At 64.9% G+C, this 21102-nt stretch carries 22 protein-coding genes; 11 read left to right on the top strand and 11 right to left on the bottom strand.

Annotation, left to right across the window (positions count from 1 at the left end):
* The first annotated feature begins 43 nt into the window (after window positions 1-43).
* Window positions 44-583, top strand: a complete 540-nt coding sequence (lspA, locus tag P3W85_RS35355; protein WP_017227127.1) for a signal peptidase II — start codon at window positions 44-46, stop codon at window positions 581-583.
* A gap of 26 nt (window positions 584-609) precedes the next feature.
* On the opposite strand, the gene P3W85_RS35350 is transcribed toward lspA, so the two are convergent.
* On the bottom strand, window positions 610-1197 hold the full coding sequence (locus tag P3W85_RS35350) for a YdcF family protein (protein WP_276268178.1): 588 nt from the start codon (window positions 1195-1197) through the stop codon (window positions 610-612).
* Between the two features lie 171 nt (window positions 1198-1368).
* On the opposite strand from P3W85_RS35350, the gene coaBC reads away from it, so the two are divergent.
* From coaBC to dut, 3 genes are all read left to right on the top strand, one after another.
* Complete coding sequence (gene coaBC, locus P3W85_RS35345; protein ID WP_017227129.1) at window positions 1369-2565, top strand: bifunctional phosphopantothenoylcysteine decarboxylase/phosphopantothenate--cysteine ligase CoaBC; 1197 nt, start codon at window positions 1369-1371, stop codon at window positions 2563-2565.
* A 58-nt stretch (window positions 2566-2623) separates the two neighbouring features.
* The gene (locus P3W85_RS35340; RefSeq protein WP_276268177.1) at window positions 2624-3646 is read left to right on the top strand and encodes an LLM class flavin-dependent oxidoreductase; all 1023 of its coding nucleotides are present in this window, start codon (window positions 2624-2626) and stop codon (window positions 3644-3646) included.
* Window positions 3647-3770: 124 nt separating this feature from the next.
* On the top strand, window positions 3771-4271 hold the full coding sequence (dut, locus tag P3W85_RS35335; protein ID WP_017224495.1) for a dUTP diphosphatase: 501 nt from the start codon (window positions 3771-3773) through the stop codon (window positions 4269-4271).
* Between the two features lie 19 nt (window positions 4272-4290).
* Here dut and P3W85_RS35330 read toward each other — a convergent pair whose 3' ends face one another.
* The 4 genes from P3W85_RS35330 to clpS form a co-directional block, all read right to left on the bottom strand.
* The gene (locus P3W85_RS35330) at window positions 4291-5133 is read right to left on the bottom strand and encodes a VOC family protein (RefSeq protein ID WP_276268176.1); all 843 of its coding nucleotides are present in this window, start codon (window positions 5131-5133) and stop codon (window positions 4291-4293) included.
* A gap of 14 nt (window positions 5134-5147) precedes the next feature.
* The gene (locus P3W85_RS35325) at window positions 5148-6161 is read right to left on the bottom strand and encodes a Bug family tripartite tricarboxylate transporter substrate binding protein (RefSeq protein WP_035815730.1); all 1014 of its coding nucleotides are present in this window, start codon (window positions 6159-6161) and stop codon (window positions 5148-5150) included.
* A gap of 156 nt (window positions 6162-6317) precedes the next feature.
* Window positions 6318-8612, bottom strand: a complete 2295-nt coding sequence (gene clpA / locus P3W85_RS35320) for an ATP-dependent Clp protease ATP-binding subunit ClpA (RefSeq protein ID WP_276268175.1) — start codon at window positions 8610-8612, stop codon at window positions 6318-6320.
* A complete protein-coding gene (gene clpS, locus P3W85_RS35315) occupies window positions 8609-8935 on the bottom strand; it encodes an ATP-dependent Clp protease adapter ClpS (protein WP_006157525.1) in 327 nt (108 codons plus the stop codon). Before clpS ends, clpA begins: the two co-directional genes overlap by 4 nt.
* 500 nt (window positions 8936-9435) lie before the next feature.
* Between clpS and P3W85_RS35310 the strand changes: the two genes are divergently transcribed.
* The gene (locus P3W85_RS35310) at window positions 9436-9642 is read left to right on the top strand and encodes a cold-shock protein (protein ID WP_017229665.1); all 207 of its coding nucleotides are present in this window, start codon (window positions 9436-9438) and stop codon (window positions 9640-9642) included.
* A 601-nt stretch (window positions 9643-10243) separates the two neighbouring features.
* Here the strand turns inward: P3W85_RS35310 and icd are convergent.
* Window positions 10244-11494 carry an NADP-dependent isocitrate dehydrogenase gene (icd, locus tag P3W85_RS35305; RefSeq protein ID WP_017229664.1) on the bottom strand — a complete coding sequence of 417 codons (1251 nt, stop codon included), beginning with the start codon at window positions 11492-11494 and terminating at the stop codon, window positions 10244-10246.
* Between the two features lie 319 nt (window positions 11495-11813).
* Between icd and P3W85_RS35300 the strand changes: the two genes are divergently transcribed.
* From P3W85_RS35300 to P3W85_RS35290, 3 genes are all read left to right on the top strand, one after another.
* Complete coding sequence (locus P3W85_RS35300) at window positions 11814-12488, top strand: pseudouridine synthase (protein ID WP_276268174.1); 675 nt, start codon at window positions 11814-11816, stop codon at window positions 12486-12488.
* A gap of 105 nt (window positions 12489-12593) precedes the next feature.
* Window positions 12594-12809 (top strand): hypothetical protein, encoded by a 216-nt coding sequence (locus P3W85_RS35295; RefSeq protein WP_017229662.1) that lies wholly within the window; start codon window positions 12594-12596, stop codon window positions 12807-12809.
* Window positions 12810-13002: 193 nt separating this feature from the next.
* Entirely contained in the window at window positions 13003-13452 is a 450-nt protein-coding gene (locus P3W85_RS35290) for a DUF192 domain-containing protein (RefSeq protein WP_276268173.1), read from the top strand.
* 48 nt (window positions 13453-13500) lie between these two features.
* Here the strand turns inward: P3W85_RS35290 and P3W85_RS35285 are convergent, their stop codons facing one another.
* Window positions 13501-13986, bottom strand: coding sequence for a YajQ family cyclic di-GMP-binding protein (locus P3W85_RS35285; protein WP_017229660.1), 486 nt, complete (start codon window positions 13984-13986; stop codon window positions 13501-13503).
* A gap of 147 nt (window positions 13987-14133) precedes the next feature.
* Between P3W85_RS35285 and murB the strand changes: the two genes are divergently transcribed.
* On the top strand, window positions 14134-15150 hold the full coding sequence (gene murB, locus P3W85_RS35280; RefSeq protein WP_276268172.1) for a UDP-N-acetylmuramate dehydrogenase: 1017 nt from the start codon (window positions 14134-14136) through the stop codon (window positions 15148-15150).
* A gap of 33 nt (window positions 15151-15183) precedes the next feature.
* Here the strand turns inward: murB and P3W85_RS35275 are convergent, their stop codons facing one another.
* The 3 genes from P3W85_RS35275 to argF form a co-directional block, all read right to left on the bottom strand.
* The gene (locus P3W85_RS35275) at window positions 15184-15495 is read right to left on the bottom strand and encodes a pyrimidine/purine nucleoside phosphorylase (protein WP_017229658.1); all 312 of its coding nucleotides are present in this window, start codon (window positions 15493-15495) and stop codon (window positions 15184-15186) included.
* A gap of 156 nt (window positions 15496-15651) precedes the next feature.
* On the bottom strand, window positions 15652-16881 hold the full coding sequence (locus P3W85_RS35270) for an argininosuccinate synthase (RefSeq protein ID WP_017229657.1): 1230 nt from the start codon (window positions 16879-16881) through the stop codon (window positions 15652-15654).
* Between the two features lie 195 nt (window positions 16882-17076).
* Window positions 17077-18000, bottom strand: coding sequence for an ornithine carbamoyltransferase (gene argF / locus P3W85_RS35265; protein WP_017229656.1), 924 nt, complete (start codon window positions 17998-18000; stop codon window positions 17077-17079).
* Between the two features lie 398 nt (window positions 18001-18398).
* Here argF and P3W85_RS35260 point away from each other — a divergent pair, with 398 nt between their 5' ends.
* Window positions 18399-18698 (top strand): DUF3579 domain-containing protein, encoded by a 300-nt coding sequence (locus tag P3W85_RS35260; RefSeq protein WP_017229655.1) that lies wholly within the window; start codon window positions 18399-18401, stop codon window positions 18696-18698.
* A gap of 208 nt (window positions 18699-18906) precedes the next feature.
* Here P3W85_RS35260 and rpsT read toward each other — a convergent pair whose 3' ends face one another.
* Window positions 18907-19173 carry a 30S ribosomal protein S20 gene (gene rpsT / locus P3W85_RS35255; RefSeq protein ID WP_006157537.1) on the bottom strand — a complete coding sequence of 89 codons (267 nt, stop codon included), beginning with the start codon at window positions 19171-19173 and terminating at the stop codon, window positions 18907-18909.
* A gap of 368 nt (window positions 19174-19541) precedes the next feature.
* Here rpsT and murJ point away from each other — a divergent pair, with 368 nt between their 5' ends.
* Entirely contained in the window at window positions 19542-21095 is a 1554-nt protein-coding gene (gene murJ / locus P3W85_RS35250; protein WP_276268171.1) for a murein biosynthesis integral membrane protein MurJ, read from the top strand.
* The last annotated feature ends 7 nt before the right edge of the window (window positions 21096-21102 follow it).

The following is a 21102-nucleotide window of genomic DNA, read 5'->3' as shown; positions in this document are numbered from 1 at the left end:
ACAGCAACCTGTTCGGCGCCGGTGAACACAGGAGCCACGCCTGATGGCCGCCACCACCACGCGCTCCGCGCGCGGCACCAAACGCGCCGGCAGCAAGGGCACCAAGAGCAGCAACACCACCCCGCTGCTGTGGATGGCGTTCGCCCTGCTGGTGATCGTGCTCGACCAGTTCTTCAAGATCGTCATCGTCAGGACCTTCGCCTACGGCGAATCGCGCCCCGTGACCGGCTTCTTCAACCTGGTGCTGGTCTATAACAAGGGGGCCGCCTTCAGCTTCCTGGCCGATGCCGGCGGCTGGCAGCGCTGGTTCTTTACCGGCCTGGGCGTGGTGGTGGGCCTGTTCATCGTTTGGATGCTCTACCGCCATACCGGGCAGCGCCTGTTCTGCTTCGCGATCTCGCTGATCCTCGGCGGCGCCATCGGCAATGTGGTGGACCGCGTGGTGTACGGCCATGTGGTCGATTTCCTCGACTTCTATGTGCGCAACTACCACTGGCCGGCGTTCAACGTGGCGGACTGCGCCATCACGGTGGGCGCGGTGCTGCTGATCGTGGACGAATTGCGGCGGGTGCGAAAGCACTGAGACCGGGCAGCGGCCGGTGACCGGCCTCAGTACCTGTAGCGCAGGATGTACCAGCCGCGCTTGACGTACTCGGCGAGCACGGCCCCCGCCTCGTACAGCACCAGGGACTTGCCCAGGCTGACGCCGGGATAGACGCCATGCGTGCCCCAGTCGACTTCGCTCCAGGCCTGGCGGAACGACTTCAGGGCCCGGCCGGTGTGGTACCAGCTGGTCACCAGCACCGCCCGGCGCGGTGCGAACCGCTCCAGTTGCGCCCGCGTCATGCGGGCGTTTTCCATGGTGCTGCCGGACTGGCATTCATAGCCGATACGCCCGCGCGGCACCCCGGTCATCGCCAGGCGCCGCACGATCAGCATGCAGTCCCCGCCCCCGCTGACGAACACATAGGGCGCCACGCCAGCGTGATACAGCTCCGCCGCGCCAATCACGCGCTGACCCGACTCCCCGCCCAGCACCACGATCCAGTCCGCCCGCGGCGGCACGCTCTCACGCGCCAGCCAGGCCTTGGCATTGTCCAGCAGCACAGCGCTGGCCAGCAGCCCGAGCAGGGCGCAGACGCCCACCAGGCAGAACAGATCTTTGAGGGTTTTCGGGCGCAGCAAGCGGTCAGGCATAAGGAGTGGGACGGGGTTGGAAGGACGCACGGCGGATCGGCACCGCGCCACGTTCGGCGCCGCCGCCAACGCGCGCGCGGGCAAGCCGGTATTATTGACGCTTCTCCGGCGCGGCGATAGCAACCCCTGCCGCGGCACACGGACCACAACCCTCAAGCGAAGAGCATATCCATGGATCTGCGAGGCAAGCATCTCGTCCTTGGCCTGACCGGCGGCATCGCCTGCTACAAATCGGCCGAACTGGTCCGCCTGCTGACCAAGGCCGGCGCGACCGTGCAGGTGGTCATGACCGACGGCGCCACCCGGTTCATCACGCCTGTGACCATGCAGGCACTCTCCGGGCGGCCGGTCTTCACCTCCCAATGGGACGCGCGCGTGGGCAACAACATGGCCCACATTGATCTCTCGCGCGAAGCCGACGCCATCGTGATCGCACCGGCGTCCACCGATTTCCTCGCGAAGCTCGCGCATGGCCTGTGCGATGACCTCCTGACCACCCTGTGCATCGCCCGCGACTGCCCGTTGCTGGTGGCTCCCGCCATGAACCTGCAGATGTGGTCGGCACCCGCCACCCAGCGCAACGCCGCCCAACTGCGCGCGGATGGCGTAACGGTTCTGGGCCCGGGCAGCGGCGACCAGGCCTGCGGCGAAGTCGGCGACGGCCGCATGCTGGAACCGTCGGAGCTGCTCGACGATATCGTCGCGTTCTTCCAGCCCAAGCCGCTGGCAGGCCGGCGCGTGGTGATCACGGCCGGCCCCACCTTCGAAGCCATCGATCCGGTACGCGGCATCACCAACCGCTCCTCGGGCAAGATGGGCTTTGCCATCGCGCGTGCCGCGCGTGAAGCCGGTGCGGATGTGGTCCTGATTGCCGGCCCGACGGCGCAACCCACGCCCCGCGGCGTCGCCCGTACCAACGTGGAAAGCGCGCAGCAGATGCACGATGCCGTGATGGCGGGCCTGCCCGGCACCGATGTGTTCATCGCCGTGGCGGCGGTGGCCGACTGGCGCCCGGCCGAGGTGGCCGGACAGAAGCTGAAGAAGGCCAACGACAGCGATACGCCCACGCTGCGCTTCGTGCAGAACCCCGACATCCTCGCCGCCGTGGCAGCGCGGCCAGAGGCGCCCTACTGCGTGGGCTTTGCCGCCGAGAGTGAAAAACTCGAGCAATACGGCGAGCAGAAACGCCAGCGCAAGAACGTGCCGTTGCTGGTGGGCAATATCGGCCACCATACCTTCGGCATGGACGACAACGAGATCGTGCTGTTCGATGCCCAGGGCATGACCCGCCTGCCGCGCGCCGACAAGCTGACGCTGGCGCGCGACCTGGTGGCGGCCATCGCCCGGCGCCTGCCCGCGCGCCACTGAACCCGCGCCGGCTCGCGCCCCCGCCGCCACAGAACCTCAACCGGCCCCAACCCTGAACATGTCCGCAAGCCAACCGAAACTGCGCCTCTCGGTGCTCGACCAGAGCCCGGTCATCGCCGGCCACACTGCGCGCGACGCACTGGCCGCCACCGTGGAGCTGGCGCAGGCCGCCGACGGGCTCGGCTACACCCGCTACTGGTGCGCCGAGCACCACGGGCTGCGTGGCGTGTGCAACCCGGCGCCGGAAGTCATGCTGGCCCGGCTGGGCAGCGTCACGCAGCGCATCCGGCTCGGCTCGGGCGGCGTGATGCTGCCCTATTACAGCCCCTTCAAAGTGGCGGAGCAGTTCCGCATGCTGGAGGGCCTGTTCCCGGGGCGCATCGATCTCGGGGTGGGACGCGCGCCGGGCGGCGATATGCGTACCGCGCAGGCGGTGGCCATGGGCCAGTACAACCGCGGCGATCACTTCGCCGAACAGGTGCAGGACCTGTCCTGGCTCCTGCGCGGCGAAGTACCGCCAGGCCATATCGCCGAGGGCGTCGTGCTGCAGCCCGAGATCGATACCAGGCCCGAGCTTTGGGTATTGGGCTCCAGCGACTACGGCGGTGCCCTGGCGGCGCGGCTTGGGTTGCGCTTTGCCTTTGCCCACTTTATCAATCCGCATACGGGCCATGCCGTGGCGCAGCAGTACCGCAACGATTTCGAGCCGGACTACGACGAGCGGCCCTACAGCGCTGCGGCCATCTTCGTGATCTGCGCCGACAGCGAGGCCGAAGCGGCGGAACTGGAGCGCGCCGTGGACCTGCGCCGCCTGCAGATGGCCTACGGCGTGAACGCCCCGATCCCGTCCTTGTCCCAGGCCGCGCAGCACGAGCCAACCGAACGCGACCGCCTGATCGTCGAACGCGAGCGTCCGCGCACCATCTGCGGCACGCCCGAACAAGTGGCGCAGCGCATGCTGGCCCTGCGCGAGCGCTTCCTTGCCGACGAACTGGTGGTGCTGAGCGTGACCGCCAGCTATGCCGCGCGCCTGCGCACCTACGAGCTGCTGGCGCAAGCCTTCGACCTGTCGGGCGACTGATCCCCCCGGGCTCTCGACGCGGCAGGGACGGCCGGCGGCAATGACTGCCGCCACGCCCCGCTCGGCTATCATCTCGGGTTGCCAACGTTTTTTGTCTTTTTTGTCTTTCCGGGACTGACCAGCCATGACCATCGAAGCCAACCCGACCGTCGAAATCAAGGTGCTCGACGCACGCCTGTACGAATGGGGCCTACCGGCTTACCAGAGCGATATGGCGGCAGCGATCGACCTGCACGCCTGCCTGGACGCGCCGCTCACCATCGAAGCCGGCACACCGGCGCAGCTGGTGCCAGCCGGCATTGCCGTGCACATGGGCAACCCCTATATGGCGGCCACCATCGCACCGCGCTCGGGGCTGGGCCACAAGAAGGGGCTGGTGCTGGGCAACTCGATCGGCGTGATCGATGCCGATTACCAGGGTCCGATCATGGTGAGCGTGTGGAACCGCAACGCGCCCGGCACCGAGCCGATCGTGATCCAGCCGGGCGAGCGGATCGCGCAGATGATGTTTGTGCCGGTGCTGCGGCCCGTGTTCAAGACCGTGGAAGACTTCTCCGCAGACACCGTGCGCGGCGCGGGCGGCTTCGGCTCCACCGGCGTGCATCACGCCAAGAGCGGCGCCTGAGGCCAGGGCAAGGACGCGCTCAGCGCGCCTGTTCGAACAGCAGTGCCACGCCGCCAGCAGCGGAGGCAGGAATCAGGCTCTCGCCGGGCCCCAGGTCGAGCGCGTCCACGCACGCCGCGCGCCAGCCTTCGCGTGCCGCCGCGAGATCGCCGGTGCGCAGGCGGATGGCCGCATAGCCAGGCACGGCGCGGCGCACGTGCCCCGTGCCGGTCGCGGCGGCAAGCGCCTGGGGCGTCGTGACCACCAGCGTGGCACCGTCCAGTGCCAGGCTGCAGATGTGATCGCTCAACTGCGTCATCTCGCCGCCGGTGAGCTCGGCATAGGCGCGGCCGGCGGCCTCGACGAGTGCCGGCGCCACCACCAGGAACATCGTGGCAATGCCCGTCGCGCCATTGGCGTGCGTGGTCCACTCGGGGCGCCATAGCAGCTCCGGCGTCTGGTGCTCGCAGAAGAAGAAGCGCGCACCCGGTGCATCGTCGATCGCCGTCACGCGGAAGGTTGCGGGACGCTCCGTGCCGTCGTCGAGACGCACCGGGCGCGAGAACTCGATCGGGTCCGAAGTGTGCCAGCCACCGCCGCGCAACTGCGCGGCGGCCGAGAAGGCGTCGCCGCTCTTGCAGGAAAGGGCCGCACAGCCGGCCCCGGCCTGCTGCGCGTCCCAGTAATAGCGCCGCGTCGGGCTGGGCACGGTGACATGCAGCAGCTCGAGATAGTCGCGCGCCAGCATCACGCAATGATTCTGCGATCCGAGCGAGTGGTGGCCGCGCGGCGTCAAGGTGAAGCCAAACCTGCGCCAGGCTTGCGCCGCGGCGTCAAGGTCGGGACACACCATTACAGCGTGGTCTAGCGGTTCCATCGTCATCGCAACCTCTCGCATCAATCGAACTGAATATTTGCCTTGCGCGCCACCGCCTGCCATTTGTCGTGCTCGCGCCGAACCAGGCTGGCCAGTTCGGCCGGGCTGCCGCCAACGATCTCGAACCCCTGCATGGCCAGCGCATCGACCACGCGCTGCTGCCGCAATGAACGGACCAGTGCGTCGTGCAGGCGTGTCACCGTCGGCTCCGGCAGGCCGGCCGGGCCGAATACGCCGATCCAGGAATAGGCCTCGAAACCGCGGTAGCCCTGCTCCGCCACGGTCGGCAGCTGCGGGAACTGGCGCAGGCGGGTCGTGCCGGTCACGCCGAGCAACTTGACCGTCTTGGCCGCCACGTGTGCCTGCACCGCCGCGTAGCTGGAAAAAAATACGTCGACTTCGTTGGACAGCACCGCCTGCACGGCCGGACCGCCCCCTTTATACGGAACATGGAGAAGGCGCACGCCGGCCTCGGTCGCCAGCGCCTCGGCGGCGAGCTGGTTGAGGCTGCCGATGCCGGAAGACGCATAGTGGATGCTCTCTGGCTTCTCCCGCGCCATGGCAACCAGTTCTTTCACATTGGACGCCGGCAGGGAAGGATTGGCGGCAATGACCAGGGGGAAGCGCACCAACTGCGTGATCGGCGTGAAATCGCGGAACGTGTCGTACGGCAGGCGCTTGTAGGCAAACGGGTTGATGGCATGGGTATCGAACGCCATCAGCAGGGTGCTCCCATCCGGCTTCGCGCGGGCCACCGTACCCGATGCGATCAGGCCGCCGGCACCGGGCTTGTTGTCGATCACCACCGTCTGGCCAAGCGCGCCCTTGAGGCCGGGCTGCAACTGGCGGGCAACGATATCGACGCTGCCCCCGGGCGGGAACGGCAACACCATGGCGATCGTGCGGCCAGCACCGCTCGCCGTGGCGTCGCCACCCAGGGCAGCCAGGCAAGGCGTGGAAATCATGGGCATCGCGCCAAGCGGCAGCGATTTGAGCAGCAGGCGGCGCAGCCGCGTGCATTCAGGTCGGGACATCGGGTACTCGGGCGAATGGCGGGCATACAGCAGCGGCGGCAACCGCGCCCGTCCAATACAAAAAGGGCGGCATCGCTGCCGCCCTGTATTTTGCCCGAGGATAGCACGAAATGCAGGCCAGCAGAGCTGCCGCCGGCACTCGTGCCCCTCCCGCGCCTAGACTTCCGCCTTTTCGTTCTCCGGCGATTCCGGCGGTTCGGCGGCAGCCTCGGCGAAGTCCAGTCTGATCTGGTCCTGCTCGTCGAGATCGACCACCACCTTGCCACCCGATACCAGCTTGCCGAACAGCAGTTCGTCGGCCAGCGCCTTGCGGATCAGGTCCTGGATCAGGCGCTGCATCGGCCGCGCGCCCATCAGCGGATCGAAGCCCTTCTTCGCCAGGAACTTGCGCAGCCTGTCGCTGAAGTTGGCTTCCACCTTCTTCTCGTGCAGCTGCTCCTCGAGCTGCATCAGGAACTTGTCGACCACGCGCAGGATGATCTCCTCGTCCAGCGAGCGGAAGCTGATCATGGCGTCGAGACGATTGCGGAACTCCGGCGTGAACATGCGCTTGATGTCGGCCATCTCGTCGCCCTGCTCCCGCGTCGAGGTGAAGCCAATGGTGGCGCGGTTCATGGTTTCCGCTCCCGCGTTGGTGGTCATGATGATGATCACATTGCGGAAGTCGGCGCGGCGGCCGTTGTTGTCGGTCAGCGCGCCATGGTCCATCACCTGCAGCAGGATATTGAAGATATCCGGATGCGCCTTCTCGATTTCGTCCAGCAGCAGCACGCAGTGCGGCTTCTTGGTGACGGCCTCGGTCAGCAGGCCACCCTGATCGAAGCCGACGTATCCCGGCGGCGCGCCGATCAGCCGGCTCACCGCATGGCGCTCCATGTATTCGGACATGTCGAAGCGCAGCAGTTCGATGCCCATGATGAAGGCGAGCTGCTTGGCGACTTCGGTCTTGCCCACCCCGGTCGGGCCGGAGAACAGGAAGGAGCCGATCGGCTTGTCAGTCTTGCCCAGGCCGGCGCGCGACATCTTGATGGCCGAAGCCAGCGCCTCGATGGCCGGATCCTGGCCGAACACCACGGACTTCAGGTCGCGGTCCAGGGTCTGCAGCTTGCTGCGGTCGTCCTGGTTGACGCTCTGCGGCGGAATGCGGGCGATACGCGAGACGATATCCTCGATCTCGCCCTTGCCGATGGTTTTCTTCTGCTTCGACTTGGGCAGGATGCGCTGGGCCGCACCGGCCTCGTCGATCACATCGATGGCCTTGTCGGGCAGGTGGCGGTCAGTGATGAAGCGTGCCGACAGTTCGGCCGCCGCGGTCAGTGCCGCCGCGGCGTACTTGACGCCATGGTGCTCCTCGAAACGCGACTTCAGGCCGCGCAGGATCTGCACGGTCTGGTCCACCGATGGCTCCACCACGTCGATTTTCTGGAAACGGCGCGACAAAGCCGCGTCTTTCTCGAAGATACCGCGGTATTCAGTGAAGGTGGTGGCGCCGATGCACTTGAGCTGTCCCGAGGACAGCGCAGGCTTGAGCAGGTTGCTCGCGTCCAGCGTGCCGCCCGAAGCGGCGCCCGCGCCGATCAGCGTGTGGATCTCGTCAATGAACAGGATCGCGTTCGGATTGTCCTTGAGCGACTTGAGCACGCCCTTCAGGCGCTGCTCGAAATCGCCGCGGTACTTGGTGCCTGCCAGCAGGGCGCCCATGTCGAGCGAGTACACAACCGCCTTTTCGAGGATGTCGGGCACTTCGTTCTTGGTGATGCGCCAGGCCAGGCCCTCGGCGATCGCGGTCTTGCCGACCCCGGCCTCGCCCACCAGCAACGGGTTGTTCTTGCGCCGGCGGCACAGTACCTGGACCACCCGCTCGACCTCGCTCTCGCGGCCGATCAGCGGATCGATCTTGCCGGCACGGGCCAGCGTGTTCAGGTTCTGGGTGAACTGCTCGAGCGGGCTTTCCTTGCCATCGCCGCCTTCGCCCTCGGCCGCGCCGTCGCCATGCTTGGCGGGCTCGGCCTGGTCCTTGCGGATGCCATGGCTGATGAAGTTGACCACGTCCAGCCGCGTCACGCCCTGCTGCTGGAGGTAGTACACCGCATGCGAGTCCTTCTCGCCGAAGATCGCCACCAGGACATTGGCGCCAGTCACTTCCTTCTTGCCGTTGGAAGTGGACTGGACATGCATGATGGCGCGCTGGATGACGCGCTGGAACCCCAGCGTGGGCTGGGTATCCACCTCGTCGGTGCCAGGCACCACGGGCGTGTTGTCCGCGATGAAATTCTTCAGACTGGTGCGCAGGTCCTCGATATTGGCTGCGCAGGCGCGCAAGACTTCCGCTGCCGTAGGGTTGTCAAGCAACGCCAGTAGCAGGTGCTCCACGGTGATGAACTCGTGGCGTGCCTGCCGGGCTTCAACAAACGCCATGTGCAGGCTGACTTCCAATTCTTGCGCAATCATGCTTCCTCCATCACGCACTGCAACGGATGACCCGCCTGCCGTGCGTGGGTTGACACCAGCTCGACCTTCGTCGCCGCGATATCCCTGGTATAGATACCGCAGACCCCCTTGCCTTCCCGGTGGACGGTCAGCATGATCTGCGTCGCCGTCTCCCGGTCCCTGCTGAAATACTGCTGCAGGATCATCACGACGAACTCCATCGGGGTGAAGTCGTCATTCAGCAGCAACACCTTGTACATGGCGGGCGGTTTGAGCGCCTGCTCTTTCCGCTCCAGTACGGTGCCTGCTTCGCGTTGTGGGACATTTGCCAGCCGTGTAGCCATGGCTTTATTCTAACCCTTACGCACAACTCTGCAATTTGGGGAAAAGACACCGGATTCAAGAGGCCGATGCAGCGACCGTCCAAAATCCGGAGATGCCGAATGCATCCGGTTACAGCTCGCGGGGCGCGCGGCCTTGCCCGGCCCCTCACCCCGCCAAAATACCACCGACCGCCGTTCCTTTCGCGCCACACCCTACCAGGAGTGGGGAATCTGCCAACTTGACAGTGTGCTGGTTTGACAGAAGAATCGATTGCACATTCACGTCTGGTTACGCGAGCCAAGCAATAATCCGGACCTGGGTGATCCGTGAGCAGGGAGGCCCACGAATCCGGCGGCGGCGAGTCAGCATATCAAACTGGCCGCCAGGCGGTGCCCGCAAAGTCGTGCCATTGTGCCCGGCCCGGTCCTACCGGGCTGGAGGGCATGGACCGGCTCCGGGCACCCGGCTGGCCGCGGCGCCTTCCCCCGCTCGTATCGTGCTTTTTTCGTTGGGGGAGTTTATGGCAAGCGGTATCGTCAAATGGTTCAATGACGCCAAGGGCTTTGGATTCATCAAGCCGGACGACGGCGAAGAAGAACTGTTTGCGCACTTTTCGGCCATCCAGATGAGTGGCTTCAAGACCCTGAAAGAGGGTCAGCGCGTGTCCTTCGAAATCATCCAGGGTCCCAAGGGCAAACAAGCCACCAATATCCAGGACGGCGCCTGAGGACAAGGCGTGCGGCCGCACCAGCCGGCAGAGCTTGAGGCGGCCACGACAGGATGCGGGGGAATCATCCCCGGAACGGGATCGGCCTGCCGCCCCCAGGGCATGGCCTGGCTTTGACAGCCAGCCTGTCCATGCCCGGACCAGCAGACTGAACAGCAGCACGTAGCGCATCCGACAAAAAGCCCGGTCAGGTCAATGCCGGGCTTTTTGTTTGCCTGCTCGCGGCCGGTACCTTGGCCTGCCAATCCGCTTCTCCGCTGACTCCCGGTCGCTTTCCCCTTTGTTTTGGCAGGTTCTTGCGCCGTTCTGGCTGTCTTGGACAAGTCCATGCCGGGGTATCGGCATCTTCCATTGCCTCCGCACGGCCCGAGCGCCAGCACACCATGCCGCGCAGCATGAAGTGCCTCAACCACTACATGATCTGTCGAAGGCGAATGCCTCCAAGGACTGGGGCGGTGCGACCGTCGCCTCAAAGGGCCTTCGCGGTCCAGGACCCGCCCCAATGAAAAGCCCCCGGGCCTCCTTGCGGAAGCCTGGGGGCTCGTTGCCACGCCGCGCATCGCCGCCTGAGCGATCAGGCTGGGACGTCGGGGGGCAAGGATCACATGTTTTCGATCATCACCTGCCCAAAGCCCGAGCACGACACCTGCGTCGCGCCTTCCAGCAGGCGGGCGAAGTCATAGGTGACCTTCTTCGACAGGATGGACTTCTCCATCGACGAAATGATCAGGTCGGCGGCTTCGGTCCAACCCATGTGGCGCAGCATCATTTCGGCGGAGAGGATCTCGGAACCCGGGTTCACGTAGTCCTTGCCGGCGTACTTCGGTGCGGTGCCGTGGGTGGCTTCGAACATGGCCACGGAGTCGGACAGGTTGGCGCCCGGGGCGATGCCGATGCCGCCGACCTGCGCGGCCAGCGCGTCGGAGATGTAGTCGCCGTTCAGGTTCAGCGTGGCGATCACCGAATACTCGGCCGGGCGCAGCAGGATCTGCTGCAGGAAGGCGTCGGCGATGGCGTCCTTGATCACGATTTCGCGGCCGGTCTTCGGGTTCTTGAACTTGCACCACGGGCCGCCATCGATCAGCTCGGCGCCGAATTCCTGCTGCGCCAGCTCGTAGGCCCAGTCACGGAAGCCACCTTCGGTGAACTTCATGATGTTGCCCTTGTGCACGATGGTCACCGACGGCTTGTCGTTGTCGATCGCGTACTGGATGGCCTTGCGCACCAGGCGCTTCGTGCCTTGCTTGGAAACCGGCTTGACGCCGATGCCCGAGGTATCCGGGAAACGGATCTTCTTCACGCCCATTTCGTTCTGCAGGAAGGCGATCAGCTTCTTGGCCTGGTCGCTTTCCGCTTCCCACTCGATGCCGGCGTAGATGTCTTCCGAGTTCTCGCGGAAGATCACCATGTCGATCTTTTGCGGCTCGCGCACCGGCGAGGGTACGCCCTTGAAGTAGGCCACCGGCCGCAGGCAGACGTACAGGTCCAGCTGCTGGCGCAGCGCCACGTTCAGCGAGCGGATGCCGCCGCCGACCGGCGTGGTCAGCGGACCCTTGATCGACACCACGTATTCCTTCAGGACCTCCAGGGTCTCCTCGGGCAGCCACACGTCCGGGCCGTAGACCTTGGTCGACTTCTCGCCTGCGTAGATCTCCATCCAGGAGATCTTGCGCTTGCCGGCGTAGGCCTTGGCCACCGCGGCATCGACCACCTTGATCATCACCGGGGTGATGTCCAGTCCCGTACCGTCGCCTTCGATGAAAGGAATGATCGGATTGTCCGGAACATTCAGCGAAAAATCCTGGTTGACCGTGATCTTTTCGCCGGCCGGAACCTTGATGTGTTGATACATGACGTCTCCAGTACGGAACGGGGTTCGCAACGAGCCGCCGGGTTCGTGACCAGACGGCGAGATTGGGGTGGCGCGCGGGCATTTTAGCGGGGATCGGCGCAGTCACGGTACTGCACCGCAACATGCGAGGCTTGCCCGGACCCGGACACGCGTCAAGCGCATTCAGTCTTATATAAGACACAAGACTGTTTCGTATTATGCAGCAAAATTTCATGATCCGCCATCCTGGCGGGACTGCCGGCCCCCGCCGGCTGCGGCATACTGGCGCCCTTGAATGGCGCGGCTGCCAGCGCTACCGCCCGATATCCGCCTCCTCCCAATGACGCTGATTGCCCTGAACAAACCCTTCGGCACCATGAGCCAGTTCTCCGCGCACCCGACGCGCCCGACCCTCGCCGACTGCGTGGCGATGCCCGGCGTGTATCCGGCGGGACGGCTCGACGCCGACAGCGAGGGCCTGCTGCTGCTGACCGACGACGGCGCGCTGCAGGCGCGCATCGCCGATCCGCATCACAAGCTGCCCAAGACCTATCTGGCGCAGGTGGAAAACGTGCCGGACGAAAATGCGCTGGCGCGCCTGCGCGATGGCGTCGATCTCGGAGACTTCCGCACGCTGCCGGCACGCGCGCAACCCATCGATGAACCGGACTTCCTGTGGCCGCGCCAGCCGCCGGTGCGTTTTCGCGCAGCCATTCCTACCCAATGGCTCGAACTGGAGATCCGCGAAGGGAAGAATCGGCAGGTACGGCGCATGACGGCGGCCGTGGGCTTCCCGACCTTGCGCCTGGTGCGCGTTCGGATCGGCGCGCTCGATCTGCGCACGCTGGGACTTGCGCCCGGGCAGTGGTGCGAGATCGCGCCCGCGGCGCTCGGGCTGGAAGGCGCAGCGTTGCCGGAGCAGGCTCCCATCCGGAATGGCATGCGACCGAATGCCGCAGATGGTCCGCGAAATCAGCGTCACAAGCGGCAGCCCAAAAGAAGTTACAAAAATTAACATGTCGTGAGTCAACCCCTCGCCGCTCCGTTTCGTTTTTGACACTGACACGTCGCATACGGGTCACTCTCTTCAGAAACGACTCACCTCCCGAGGTAAATAAGCATGAACAAACTGATCGCTGCTCTCGTTGCCGGCCTGTTCGCCACCGGCGCTTTCGCCCAAGCCGCTTCGGCACCGGCAGCACCGGCAGCCGCTGCAGCACCCGCAGCAGCAGAAGCGCCGGCTGCCAAGCCGGCCGCCAAGAAGAAGCACCACAAGAAGCACGCGCACAAGAAGGCAGCCGCTGCTGCTTCCGGTGCAGAAGCTGCAACGAAGTAATTCTTTGCAGGCAGGCCGGCCATTTGGCTGGCACGCAAGGCAGGCTGCCGGCGAGGCGCCTGCCTTTTTTGTTGCCTGCGCATGGTGTTTGCAAACACGCCGCAACGCAGCGAAACACTTTGCGGGCGCCGCTGCGCTTGCAGCTGCGCTATGCTGGCGGCTGTTCCGAACCCGTCATTCGCCCTCCTCCTCCATGCGCCCTGTCATCAAGAATCTGCTCGCGGGCGGCTGCGCCGTCGCCGCCCTGAGCTCCGCGTTCGCCCAGGCCCAGGCCAGCCTGCCGGTCAGGCAACTGACCGCAGGCATGTACGCCATCAAGGCGGAAATCGCCGCCACGCCCGAATCCCGCGAGCTTGGCCTGATGTATCGCAAGACCATGCCTGCCAACGAGGGCATGCTGTTCGTGTTCGAGGAAAAGGCCGGCCACTGCTTCTGGATGAAGAATACCGACCTGCCGCTGTCGATCGCCTTCCTGGCCGATGACGGCGCCATCGTCAATATCGAGGATATGGCGCCCCAGACCGAGGACAACCATTGCCCGCGCGCGGCGGTGCGCTATGCGCTGGAGATGAACAAGGGATGGTTCGCGCAGAAGGGGCTCAAGGCCGGCGCGAAGATCGGCGGGCTGCCGCAGCCGCGCTGAAGACCAGGCGCGGCGGCACGGCCGCCACGCCCGATTGCGGCGGCCAGATCAGTCGCGGAAGTTGTTGAAGTCCAGCGGTGCTTCGGCAACGTCCTTGCGCAGCAGCGCGATCACGCTCTGCAGGTCGTCCCGCTTGGTGCCCGACACGCGCACGGCATCGCCCTGGATGCTGGCTTGCACCTTGATCTTGCTGTCCTTGATCATCTTGACGATTTTCTTGGACAGGTCGCCGGTGACACCCTTCTTGATGGTGATGACCTGCTTGACCTTGTCGCCGCCGATGCGCTCGGTCTTGCCGTAGTCGAGAAAGCGCACGTCGACATTGCGCTTGGCCATCTTGCCGATCAGCACGTCCTTGACCTGGCCGAGCTTGAAGTCATCGTCGGCAAAGGCGGTGAGCTCATTTTCCTTGTGCTCGACCCGCGCATCCGAGCCCTTGAAGTCGAAACGGGTCGAGATTTCCTTGTTGGCCTGCTCGACCGCGTTCTTCACCTCGATCATATTCGCTTCGCACACTACGTCAAACGACGGCATTGCATTCTCCTTGTCTTGCTGCGTGTTGCTTGTTGCTTTGTTGCCTGTACCGGGCGCGCGCCGGCTGCCGGCGGCGCTTACGTATAATCCAGCCTACCCTGCAGTCCGGTGCCGTCGACCACGGCGGCCGCCTCACCTTTTCCTTGCATGGCAGATTTCCACGAATTTTATCCCCTGCGTCGCCACAATACATTCGGATTCGACGTCCGCGCGCGCTTTGCGGTGCATGTGCGCAGCGAAAGCGACCTGCAGGCCGCGCTGGCGGATCCGCGCGCGCAAAACCTCCCCCTGGTTGTACTGGGCGGTGGCAGCAATGTGGTCCTGACGCAGGACCTGGACGCCCTGGTGCTGTTGATGGAAATCCCGGGCTATGCGGTCGCCGCCGCGAACGAGGCTTTCCTGGTGACCGCTGGCGCCGGCGAGAACTGGCATGCGCTGGTCTGCCGCACCATCGCGGACGGCATGCCCGGCCTGGAAAACCTGGCCCTGATTCCCGGCACTGCCGGCGCCGCGCCCATCCAGAATATTGGCGCCTACGGCGTGGAACTGCGCGAGCGCTTCGACAGCCTGCGCGCGTTCGACCGCTACAGCGGCGGCTTCGTCCACCTGTCGCTGGAACAATGCCGGTTCGCGTACCGCGACAGCCTGTTCAAGCGCGAAGGCCGGGACCGCTACATCATCACCGCGGTCACGCTGCGGCTGCCCTCACCCTGGCAGCCGGTGCTCGGCTACGCGGAACTGGCGCGCGAGCTGGCGCAAGATACAACGGCCACGCCCACGGCGGACCGCATCCGTGATGCGGTGATCGCGATCCGCTCGCGCAAGCTGCCCGATCCGGCACAGGTGGGCAATGCCGGCAGCTTCTTCAAGAATCCGGTGGTTGACGCGGGCCAGCGCGACGCGCTGCTGGCGCGATACCCCAACCTGGTCAGCCATGCCCAATCCGATGGCAGCTACAAGCTGGCCGCCGGCTGGCTGATCGACCAGTGCGGCTTCAAGGGGGTGAGCGACGGCCCGGTCGGCGTCTATGGCAAGCAGGCCCTGGTGCTGGTGCACCACGGCGGCGGCACCGGCCAGGAATTGCTGGCGCTGGCGCGCCGCATCGCCGACGCGGTACAAGCCCGTTTCGGCGTGCGCATCGAGCCCGAGCCCGTGGTGCTTTAGACCACGCGCGCGGGCCGTCGCCCTGCACCGTGCTCAGGCGAAGTGGCAGACGTAGTCCAGCGTTTCCGTCACTTCGATATCGAAGCTGCTGTCGCCGGGCACGTTGAACTGCTGGCCGGCGCCATAGGTATTCCACTGGTCTTCGCCAGCCAGCTTCACGCGGCACACGCCGGCATTGATTTCCATGATTTCCGGGGCGCCGGTGTTGAACGTCAGCGCGGCGGGGAAAATCACGCCCAGCGTCTTGCGGGTGCCGTCCGGGAACAGCACAGTGTGGCTCACGCACTTGCCGTCGAAGTAGAGGTTGGCTTTCTTGACGACGGATACATTGTCGAACTGGCTCACGCTTTTTCTCCTTGATGCTTGGTTCTTGATGCCTGGAAGCTGGAATTCCGGATCTTCTGAATGGCGGCGCGGCGCAAAAAAAGGGGCCGTGACGGCCCCTCTTCCTGCTGACTACCCGGCCCAGGCCCGAAACGAGCCGGAACCGGGAGGCCCGCCTCACTCGCCGCGCTGGCGGCGTGCGTTCTCGGCGATGCGCATGCGCAGCGCGTTCAGCTTGATGAAGCCGCCGGCGTCGGCCTGGTTGTAGGCGCCGCCGTCGTCGTCGAAGGTCGCGATGGTCTTGTCGAACAGCGTGTCCTTGGAATCGCGGCCGGCCACGATCACGTTGCCCTTGTACAGCTTGACGCGCACCCAGCCGTTGACCTTGGCCTGGGTGTGGTCGATCAGCACCTGCAGCGCGCGGCGCTCCGGGCTCCACCAGTAGCCGTTATAGATCAGGCTGGCGTAGCGCGGCATCAGGTCGTCCTTCAGGTGGGCCACTTCGCGGTCGAGCGTGATCGACTCGATGGCGCGATGGGCCTTCAGGATGATGGTGCCGCCGGGGGTTTCGTAGCAGCCGCGGCTCTTCATGCCGACGTAGCGGTTTTCCACCAGGTCCAGGCGGCCGATGCCGTGCTTGCCGCCCAGGCGGTTCAGCTCGGTCAGTACTTCGGCCGGGGTCATGCGCTTGCCGTTCAGGCCGACGATGTCGCCGCCCTCGAACTCGATGTCCAGGTACTCGGCCGCGTCCGGTGCGTTCTCCGGCGACACGGTCCAGCGCCACATGTCTTCCTCGGCCTCGGCCTTGGGGTCTTCCAGGTGACGGCCTTCGAAGGAGATATGCAGCAGGTTGGCGTCCATCGAGTAGGGAGCGCCGCCCTTCTTGTGCTTCATGTCGATTTCGATGCCGGCCTTTTCTGCATAGGCCAGCAGCTTCTCGCGCGACAGCAGGTCCCACTCGCGCCACGGGGCGATGACCTTCACGCCCGGCTCCAGGCCGTAGTAGCCCAGTTCGAAGCGGACCTGGTCGTTGCCCTTGCCGGTGGCGCCATGCGACACGGCGTCGGCCCCGGTGCTGCGCAGGATCTCGATCTGGCGCTTGGCGATCAGCGGACGCGCGATCGAGGTGCCCAGCAGGTATTCGCCTTCATAGACGGCATTGGCACGGAACATCGGGAAGACGAAGTCGCGCACGAATTCTTCGCGCAGGTCGTCGATAAAGATGTTCTCCGGCTTGATGCCGAACTTGAGCGCCTTCTGGCGGGCAGGTTCGAGTTCCTCGCCCTGGCCGATGTCGGCGGTAAAGGTGACCACCTCGCATTGATAGGTGTCTTGCAGCCACTTCAGGATCACCGAAGTGTCCAGCCCGCCGGAATAGGCGAGCACGACTTTCTTGATATCGCTCATGTTCGACTCGATGCGCAAAGTAAGCGCGGCCGGTACTGACGCCGGACACGCGAAAAAGAATGCGGGAAAATCGCTATTTTGACACGTTCGCCCCGGCTTGGGCGGCACTTGCCGCCTGCAGGCTGTCCTCGGTCGGCCTGCGGGCGCCGGTTTGGCGCGCCATATGTGCGCCAAGCGTGGCGCCGACAAGCAGGATCAGTAGCGCCCGCAGAGCAGGAACTCCATCAGGGCCTTCTGCACGTGCAGACGGTTCTCTGCCTCTTCCCACACTACGCTCTTGGGGCCGTCGATGACAGCCGCCTCGACTTCCTCGCCGCGGTGGGCGGGCAGGCAATGCATGAAGAGCGCGTCGGGATTGGCGCGGTCCATCATGGCCGTGGTCACCATCCAGTTCTGGAAGGCACGCTTGCGCACGTCGTTCTCGGCCTCGTAGCCCATGCTGGTCCACACGTCGGTGGTGACGAGGTCGGCGCCCTGACAGGCCGCCAGCGGATCGTCGAACACCTTGACCAGGCCCGCCGCCGACGCCGGCACCATGGCCGGATCGAGCTGATAGCCCGGCGGCGCCGAGAAATGGAAGGTGAAGCCAAGGCGTTCGGCCGCCTGGATCCAGGTATAGGCCATATTGTTGGCGTCGCCGATCCATGCCACCGTCTTGCCGCGGATGCTGCCACGCTGCTCGATATAGGTGAAGACATCGGCCAGTACCTGGCAGGGATGGTATTCGTTGGTCAGCCCGTTGATCACCGGCACGCGCGAATGCGCGGCAAACCGCTCGATGATGTCCTGGCCGAAGGTGCGGATCATGATGATGTCGACCATGCGCGATATCACCTGCGCCGCATCCTCGATCGGCTCGCCGCGCCCGAGCTGGGAGTCGCGGGTATTGAGGAATACGGCATGGCCACCCAGCTGGTGGATGCCGGCCTCGAACGACAGGCGCGTGCGGGTCGAGTTTTTCTCGAAGATCATGGACAACGTGCGGTCGTGCAACGGGTGCCATGTCTCGTAATTCTTGAACTTGGCCTTCAGAATCCGCGCGCGGTCCAGCAGGTACTCATACTCGTCGGGAGTCAGGTCGCTGAACTGGAGGTAATGCTTGATCGAAGTTGGGCTCATAAAACAAAGAAGGCGGCTCGGTGGTGGCTGGCCGCCATGAAGGGTTCATGGCCTGACCATGCCGCGGAGCCGCCTTTCGCGTCGCTTACGCAATTTAACTGTAAGAATCATAAGGGATTATTGTTGCTTTGGCGAGCCTGTGCGGCACCTCGTCAGGCAGGGAGGCTTATGCGCGAGTCTTATATAAGATATAATACTGGCTGATTCACGCGGGGCCCGGCATACCCATGCTACCGCCCGCTGCCGGCATCAAAAGTGCCCCCGCCGACACCGAGGTACCCGCCGCCACGGCCGAAAATGAAACGAACCAAACGTTTCCTGGCCGCGTCAAACGGGCTCCCGTTTAGTCAGTCTGGCGGGTTTACCGTCGAGTCACCCGTCTTATCCCCCGCAGTCTCATGAATCCCACAGTTCGCGAATATTTCATCCAAGGCATTACCAAGGAAGGCAAGACCTTCCGCCCAAGCGACTGGGCTGAACGACTGTGCGGCGTGATGGCGCAATTCCGACCCGAAGGCGACACTGGCGACCCCCGCATCACATATTCGCCTTACGTGCGGCCCGTGATGGCCGGCGGCGTGAAGAGCGTGGTGGTCGATGTGCGGTTGCGCGACATCGAGCCCAAGGCACTGGACTTCGTGCTCAACTTCGCCCGCGACAACAACCTGCAACTGGTCGAGGCCTGCTCCCTGGACTAAGCCGGCATGCCGGATGCCGCGGCATCCGGCGCATCGCCCCGCCGCTCCCGGGAAGCGATCGCGCACGCGAAAACAAAAAAGCTCGTCAAATGACGAGCTTTTTTTTCAGGCAAACCACCGCGAAGCGATTTACCCTGCCAGCCGACTACCGACGGCCGGCATGCAGCCGGAAGGCGCCTGGCGTATCGCCCGACGCCGGCAGCCGCTATCAGGCAGCCATCGACTTGATGGCCGACGACAGGCGCGACTTGTGGCGTGCAGCCTTGTTCTTGTGCACGATCTTCTTGTCGGCGATAGCGTCGATGATCGATTGCGAGTTCTTGAAGATCTCGGCAGCGGCAGCCTTGTCGCCGGCTTCGATCGCCTTGCGAACAGCCTTGACAGCGGTACGCAGACGCGAACGCAGGCTGGAGTTGTGGGCGTTCTGGGCGACGGCTTGGCGCGCGCGCTTGCGAGCTTGTGCGGAATTTGCCATTTAAGTAGATTTCCTGAATTCAGATGCGTGCCCTACGGATGCAAGAACGCAACCACGGACACAATTAAGTGCACATCAAGCGACCCGGGATGCACTGGCACACGAATCCGGAACGCAACTAGCCTTGTGAATCGGCAATTATACACACAAGAAAAAGCGGGTGGCAAGCTGGGACGCGTTTCATGTCAGGCGGGTGACGCAAAGGACGATACACGGCCGGCGGCGGGGGCTGTCCGTATAATACGCGCCACACCGGCCCCGACTTACGTGGCCCCGATGCAACTTTGGCGCGTGCCCGGCGTCTGACCCGGGTTCGCACCGGCGGCAAGACGCACGCTGCCGCCGCCTCCCCTTGCCGCCGACCCATCTTGAACCTGCTTAAAGCGCTCGCCACCATCAGCAGCCTGACGATGCTGTCGCGCATCACCGGCCTTATCCGCGAGATCCTGATCGCCCGCGCCTTCGGCGCCTCGGACATGACCGACGCCTTCAACGTGGCGTTCCGCATCCCCAACCTGCTACGCCGCATCTTCGGCGAGGGTGCGTTCTCGCAGGCCTTCGTGCCGATCCTTGGCGAGTATCACAGCAAGCGCGGCGAGACCGAGACGCGGGCGCTGATCGACGCCGTCGCCACGGTCATGACCTGGGTCCTGATGGGCGTGTCGCTGCTTGGTGTGATCGGTGCGCCACTGGTGATGGTCGTGGTCGCCACAGGCTTCCGCCAGCATGGCGGCGAGACCTACGACGCCGCGGTCTTCATGACCCGCGTGATGTTTCCCTACATCGGGCTGATCTCGCTGGTGGCGCTGGCTTCCGGCATCCTCAATACCTGGCGCCGCTTCGCCATGCCGGCCTTCACGCCGGTGCTGCTCAATCTCTGCCTGATCCTTGCCGCGCTGTTTGTCGGGCCGCACCTCGCGCAGCCGATCTACGCGCAGGCCTGGGGCGTGCTGGTGGGCGGCATCCTGCAACTGGCGGTGCAGATCCCTGCGCTCAAGCACCTGGGCGTGATGCCGCGCCTGCGCTTCAACCTGCGCGCGGCGTGGTCGGAGCCGGGCGTGCGCCGCGTGATACGCCAGATGGCGCCGGCCCTGCTGGCGGTTTCGGTGGCGCAGATCAGCCTGATCATCAATACCAATATCGCCTCCCGGCTGGCCGCCGGCAGCGTGTCCTACCTGACCTATGCCGACCGCCTGATGGAATTCCCGACCGCGCTGCTGGGCGTGGCGCTGGGCACCATCCTGCTGCCAAGCCTGTCGAAAGCCAGCGCCGAGGAGAACCGCGCCGAGTATTCCGGCCTGCTCGACTGGGGCCTGCGCCTGACCTTCCTGCTGGCCGTACCGTGCGCGGTCGGGCTGTTCGTCTTCGGCGCGCCGCTGACCGCCGTGCTGTTCAACTACGGCAAGTTCGACGCCCATGCGGTAGAGATGACCCGGCAGGCGCTGGTCTCCTACGGCACCGGCCTGCTCGGCCTGATCCTGATCAAGATCCTGGCGCCCGGCTTCTATGCGCGCCAGGACATCCGCACACCGGTCAAGATCGCCCTGCTGGTGCTGGTGATCACGCAGTTGTCCAACTATGTCTTCGTGCCGCGCTTCGGCCATGCCGGCCTGGCGCTGTCGATCAGTTTCGGCGCCACCGTCAACGCGCTGCTGCTGTTCCTGGGCCTGCGCAAGCGCGGCTTCTACAAGCCGGCAAAGGGCTGGCCGCTATTCCTGGCCCAGTTGCTGACGGCCGTGATGCTGCTGGCAGGCATGCTGCTCTGGTTCGCCCGCAGCTTCGACTGGGTCGGCCTGGGCGCCACGCCGCTGCTGCGGGTCGCGCTGCTGGCTTCGTGCCTGGTACTTGCGGCGGTCGTCTACTTCGGTACACTGTGGCTCATGGGGCTGAGATACTCCGCTTTCAAGCGGAGAGCCGGCTAAGAGGCCC

The organism is Cupriavidus basilensis (genome assembly GCF_029335485.1).
Classification (GTDB): domain Bacteria; phylum Pseudomonadota; class Gammaproteobacteria; order Burkholderiales; family Burkholderiaceae; genus Cupriavidus; species Cupriavidus basilensis_E.
The sequence above is the reverse complement of the archived record's forward strand: the minus strand, read 5'-3'. Positions and strand labels throughout refer to the sequence as shown.

Coding starts and splice junctions, on each gene's coding strand:
- lspA (WP_017227127.1), top strand. CDS start 44: ATGGCCGCCACCACCACGCGCTCCGCGCGCGGCACCAAACGCGCCGGC.
- P3W85_RS35350 (WP_276268178.1), bottom strand. CDS start 1,197: ATGCCTGACCGCTTGCTGCGCCCGAAAACCCTCAAAGATCTGTTCTGC.
- coaBC (WP_017227129.1), top strand. CDS start 1,369: ATGGATCTGCGAGGCAAGCATCTCGTCCTTGGCCTGACCGGCGGCATC.
- P3W85_RS35340 (WP_276268177.1), top strand. CDS start 2,624: ATGTCCGCAAGCCAACCGAAACTGCGCCTCTCGGTGCTCGACCAGAGC.
- dut (WP_017224495.1), top strand. CDS start 3,771: ATGACCATCGAAGCCAACCCGACCGTCGAAATCAAGGTGCTCGACGCA.
- P3W85_RS35330 (WP_276268176.1), bottom strand. CDS start 5,133: ATGACGATGGAACCGCTAGACCACGCTGTAATGGTGTGTCCCGACCTT.
- P3W85_RS35325 (WP_035815730.1), bottom strand. CDS start 6,161: ATGTCCCGACCTGAATGCACGCGGCTGCGCCGCCTGCTGCTCAAATCG.
- clpA (WP_276268175.1), bottom strand. CDS start 8,612: ATGATTGCGCAAGAATTGGAAGTCAGCCTGCACATGGCGTTTGTTGAA.
- clpS (WP_006157525.1), bottom strand. CDS start 8,935: ATGGCTACACGGCTGGCAAATGTCCCACAACGCGAAGCAGGCACCGTA.
- P3W85_RS35310 (WP_017229665.1), top strand. CDS start 9,436: ATGGCAAGCGGTATCGTCAAATGGTTCAATGACGCCAAGGGCTTTGGA.
- icd (WP_017229664.1), bottom strand. CDS start 11,494: ATGTATCAACACATCAAGGTTCCGGCCGGCGAAAAGATCACGGTCAAC.
- P3W85_RS35300 (WP_276268174.1), top strand. CDS start 11,814: ATGACGCTGATTGCCCTGAACAAACCCTTCGGCACCATGAGCCAGTTC.
- P3W85_RS35295 (WP_017229662.1), top strand. CDS start 12,594: ATGAACAAACTGATCGCTGCTCTCGTTGCCGGCCTGTTCGCCACCGGC.
- P3W85_RS35290 (WP_276268173.1), top strand. CDS start 13,003: ATGCGCCCTGTCATCAAGAATCTGCTCGCGGGCGGCTGCGCCGTCGCC.
- P3W85_RS35285 (WP_017229660.1), bottom strand. CDS start 13,986: ATGCCGTCGTTTGACGTAGTGTGCGAAGCGAATATGATCGAGGTGAAG.
- murB (WP_276268172.1), top strand. CDS start 14,134: ATGGCAGATTTCCACGAATTTTATCCCCTGCGTCGCCACAATACATTC.
- P3W85_RS35270 (WP_017229657.1), bottom strand. CDS start 16,881: ATGAGCGATATCAAGAAAGTCGTGCTCGCCTATTCCGGCGGGCTGGAC.
- argF (WP_017229656.1), bottom strand. CDS start 18,000: ATGAGCCCAACTTCGATCAAGCATTACCTCCAGTTCAGCGACCTGACT.
- P3W85_RS35260 (WP_017229655.1), top strand. CDS start 18,399: ATGAATCCCACAGTTCGCGAATATTTCATCCAAGGCATTACCAAGGAA.
- rpsT (WP_006157537.1), bottom strand. CDS start 19,173: ATGGCAAATTCCGCACAAGCTCGCAAGCGCGCGCGCCAAGCCGTCGCC.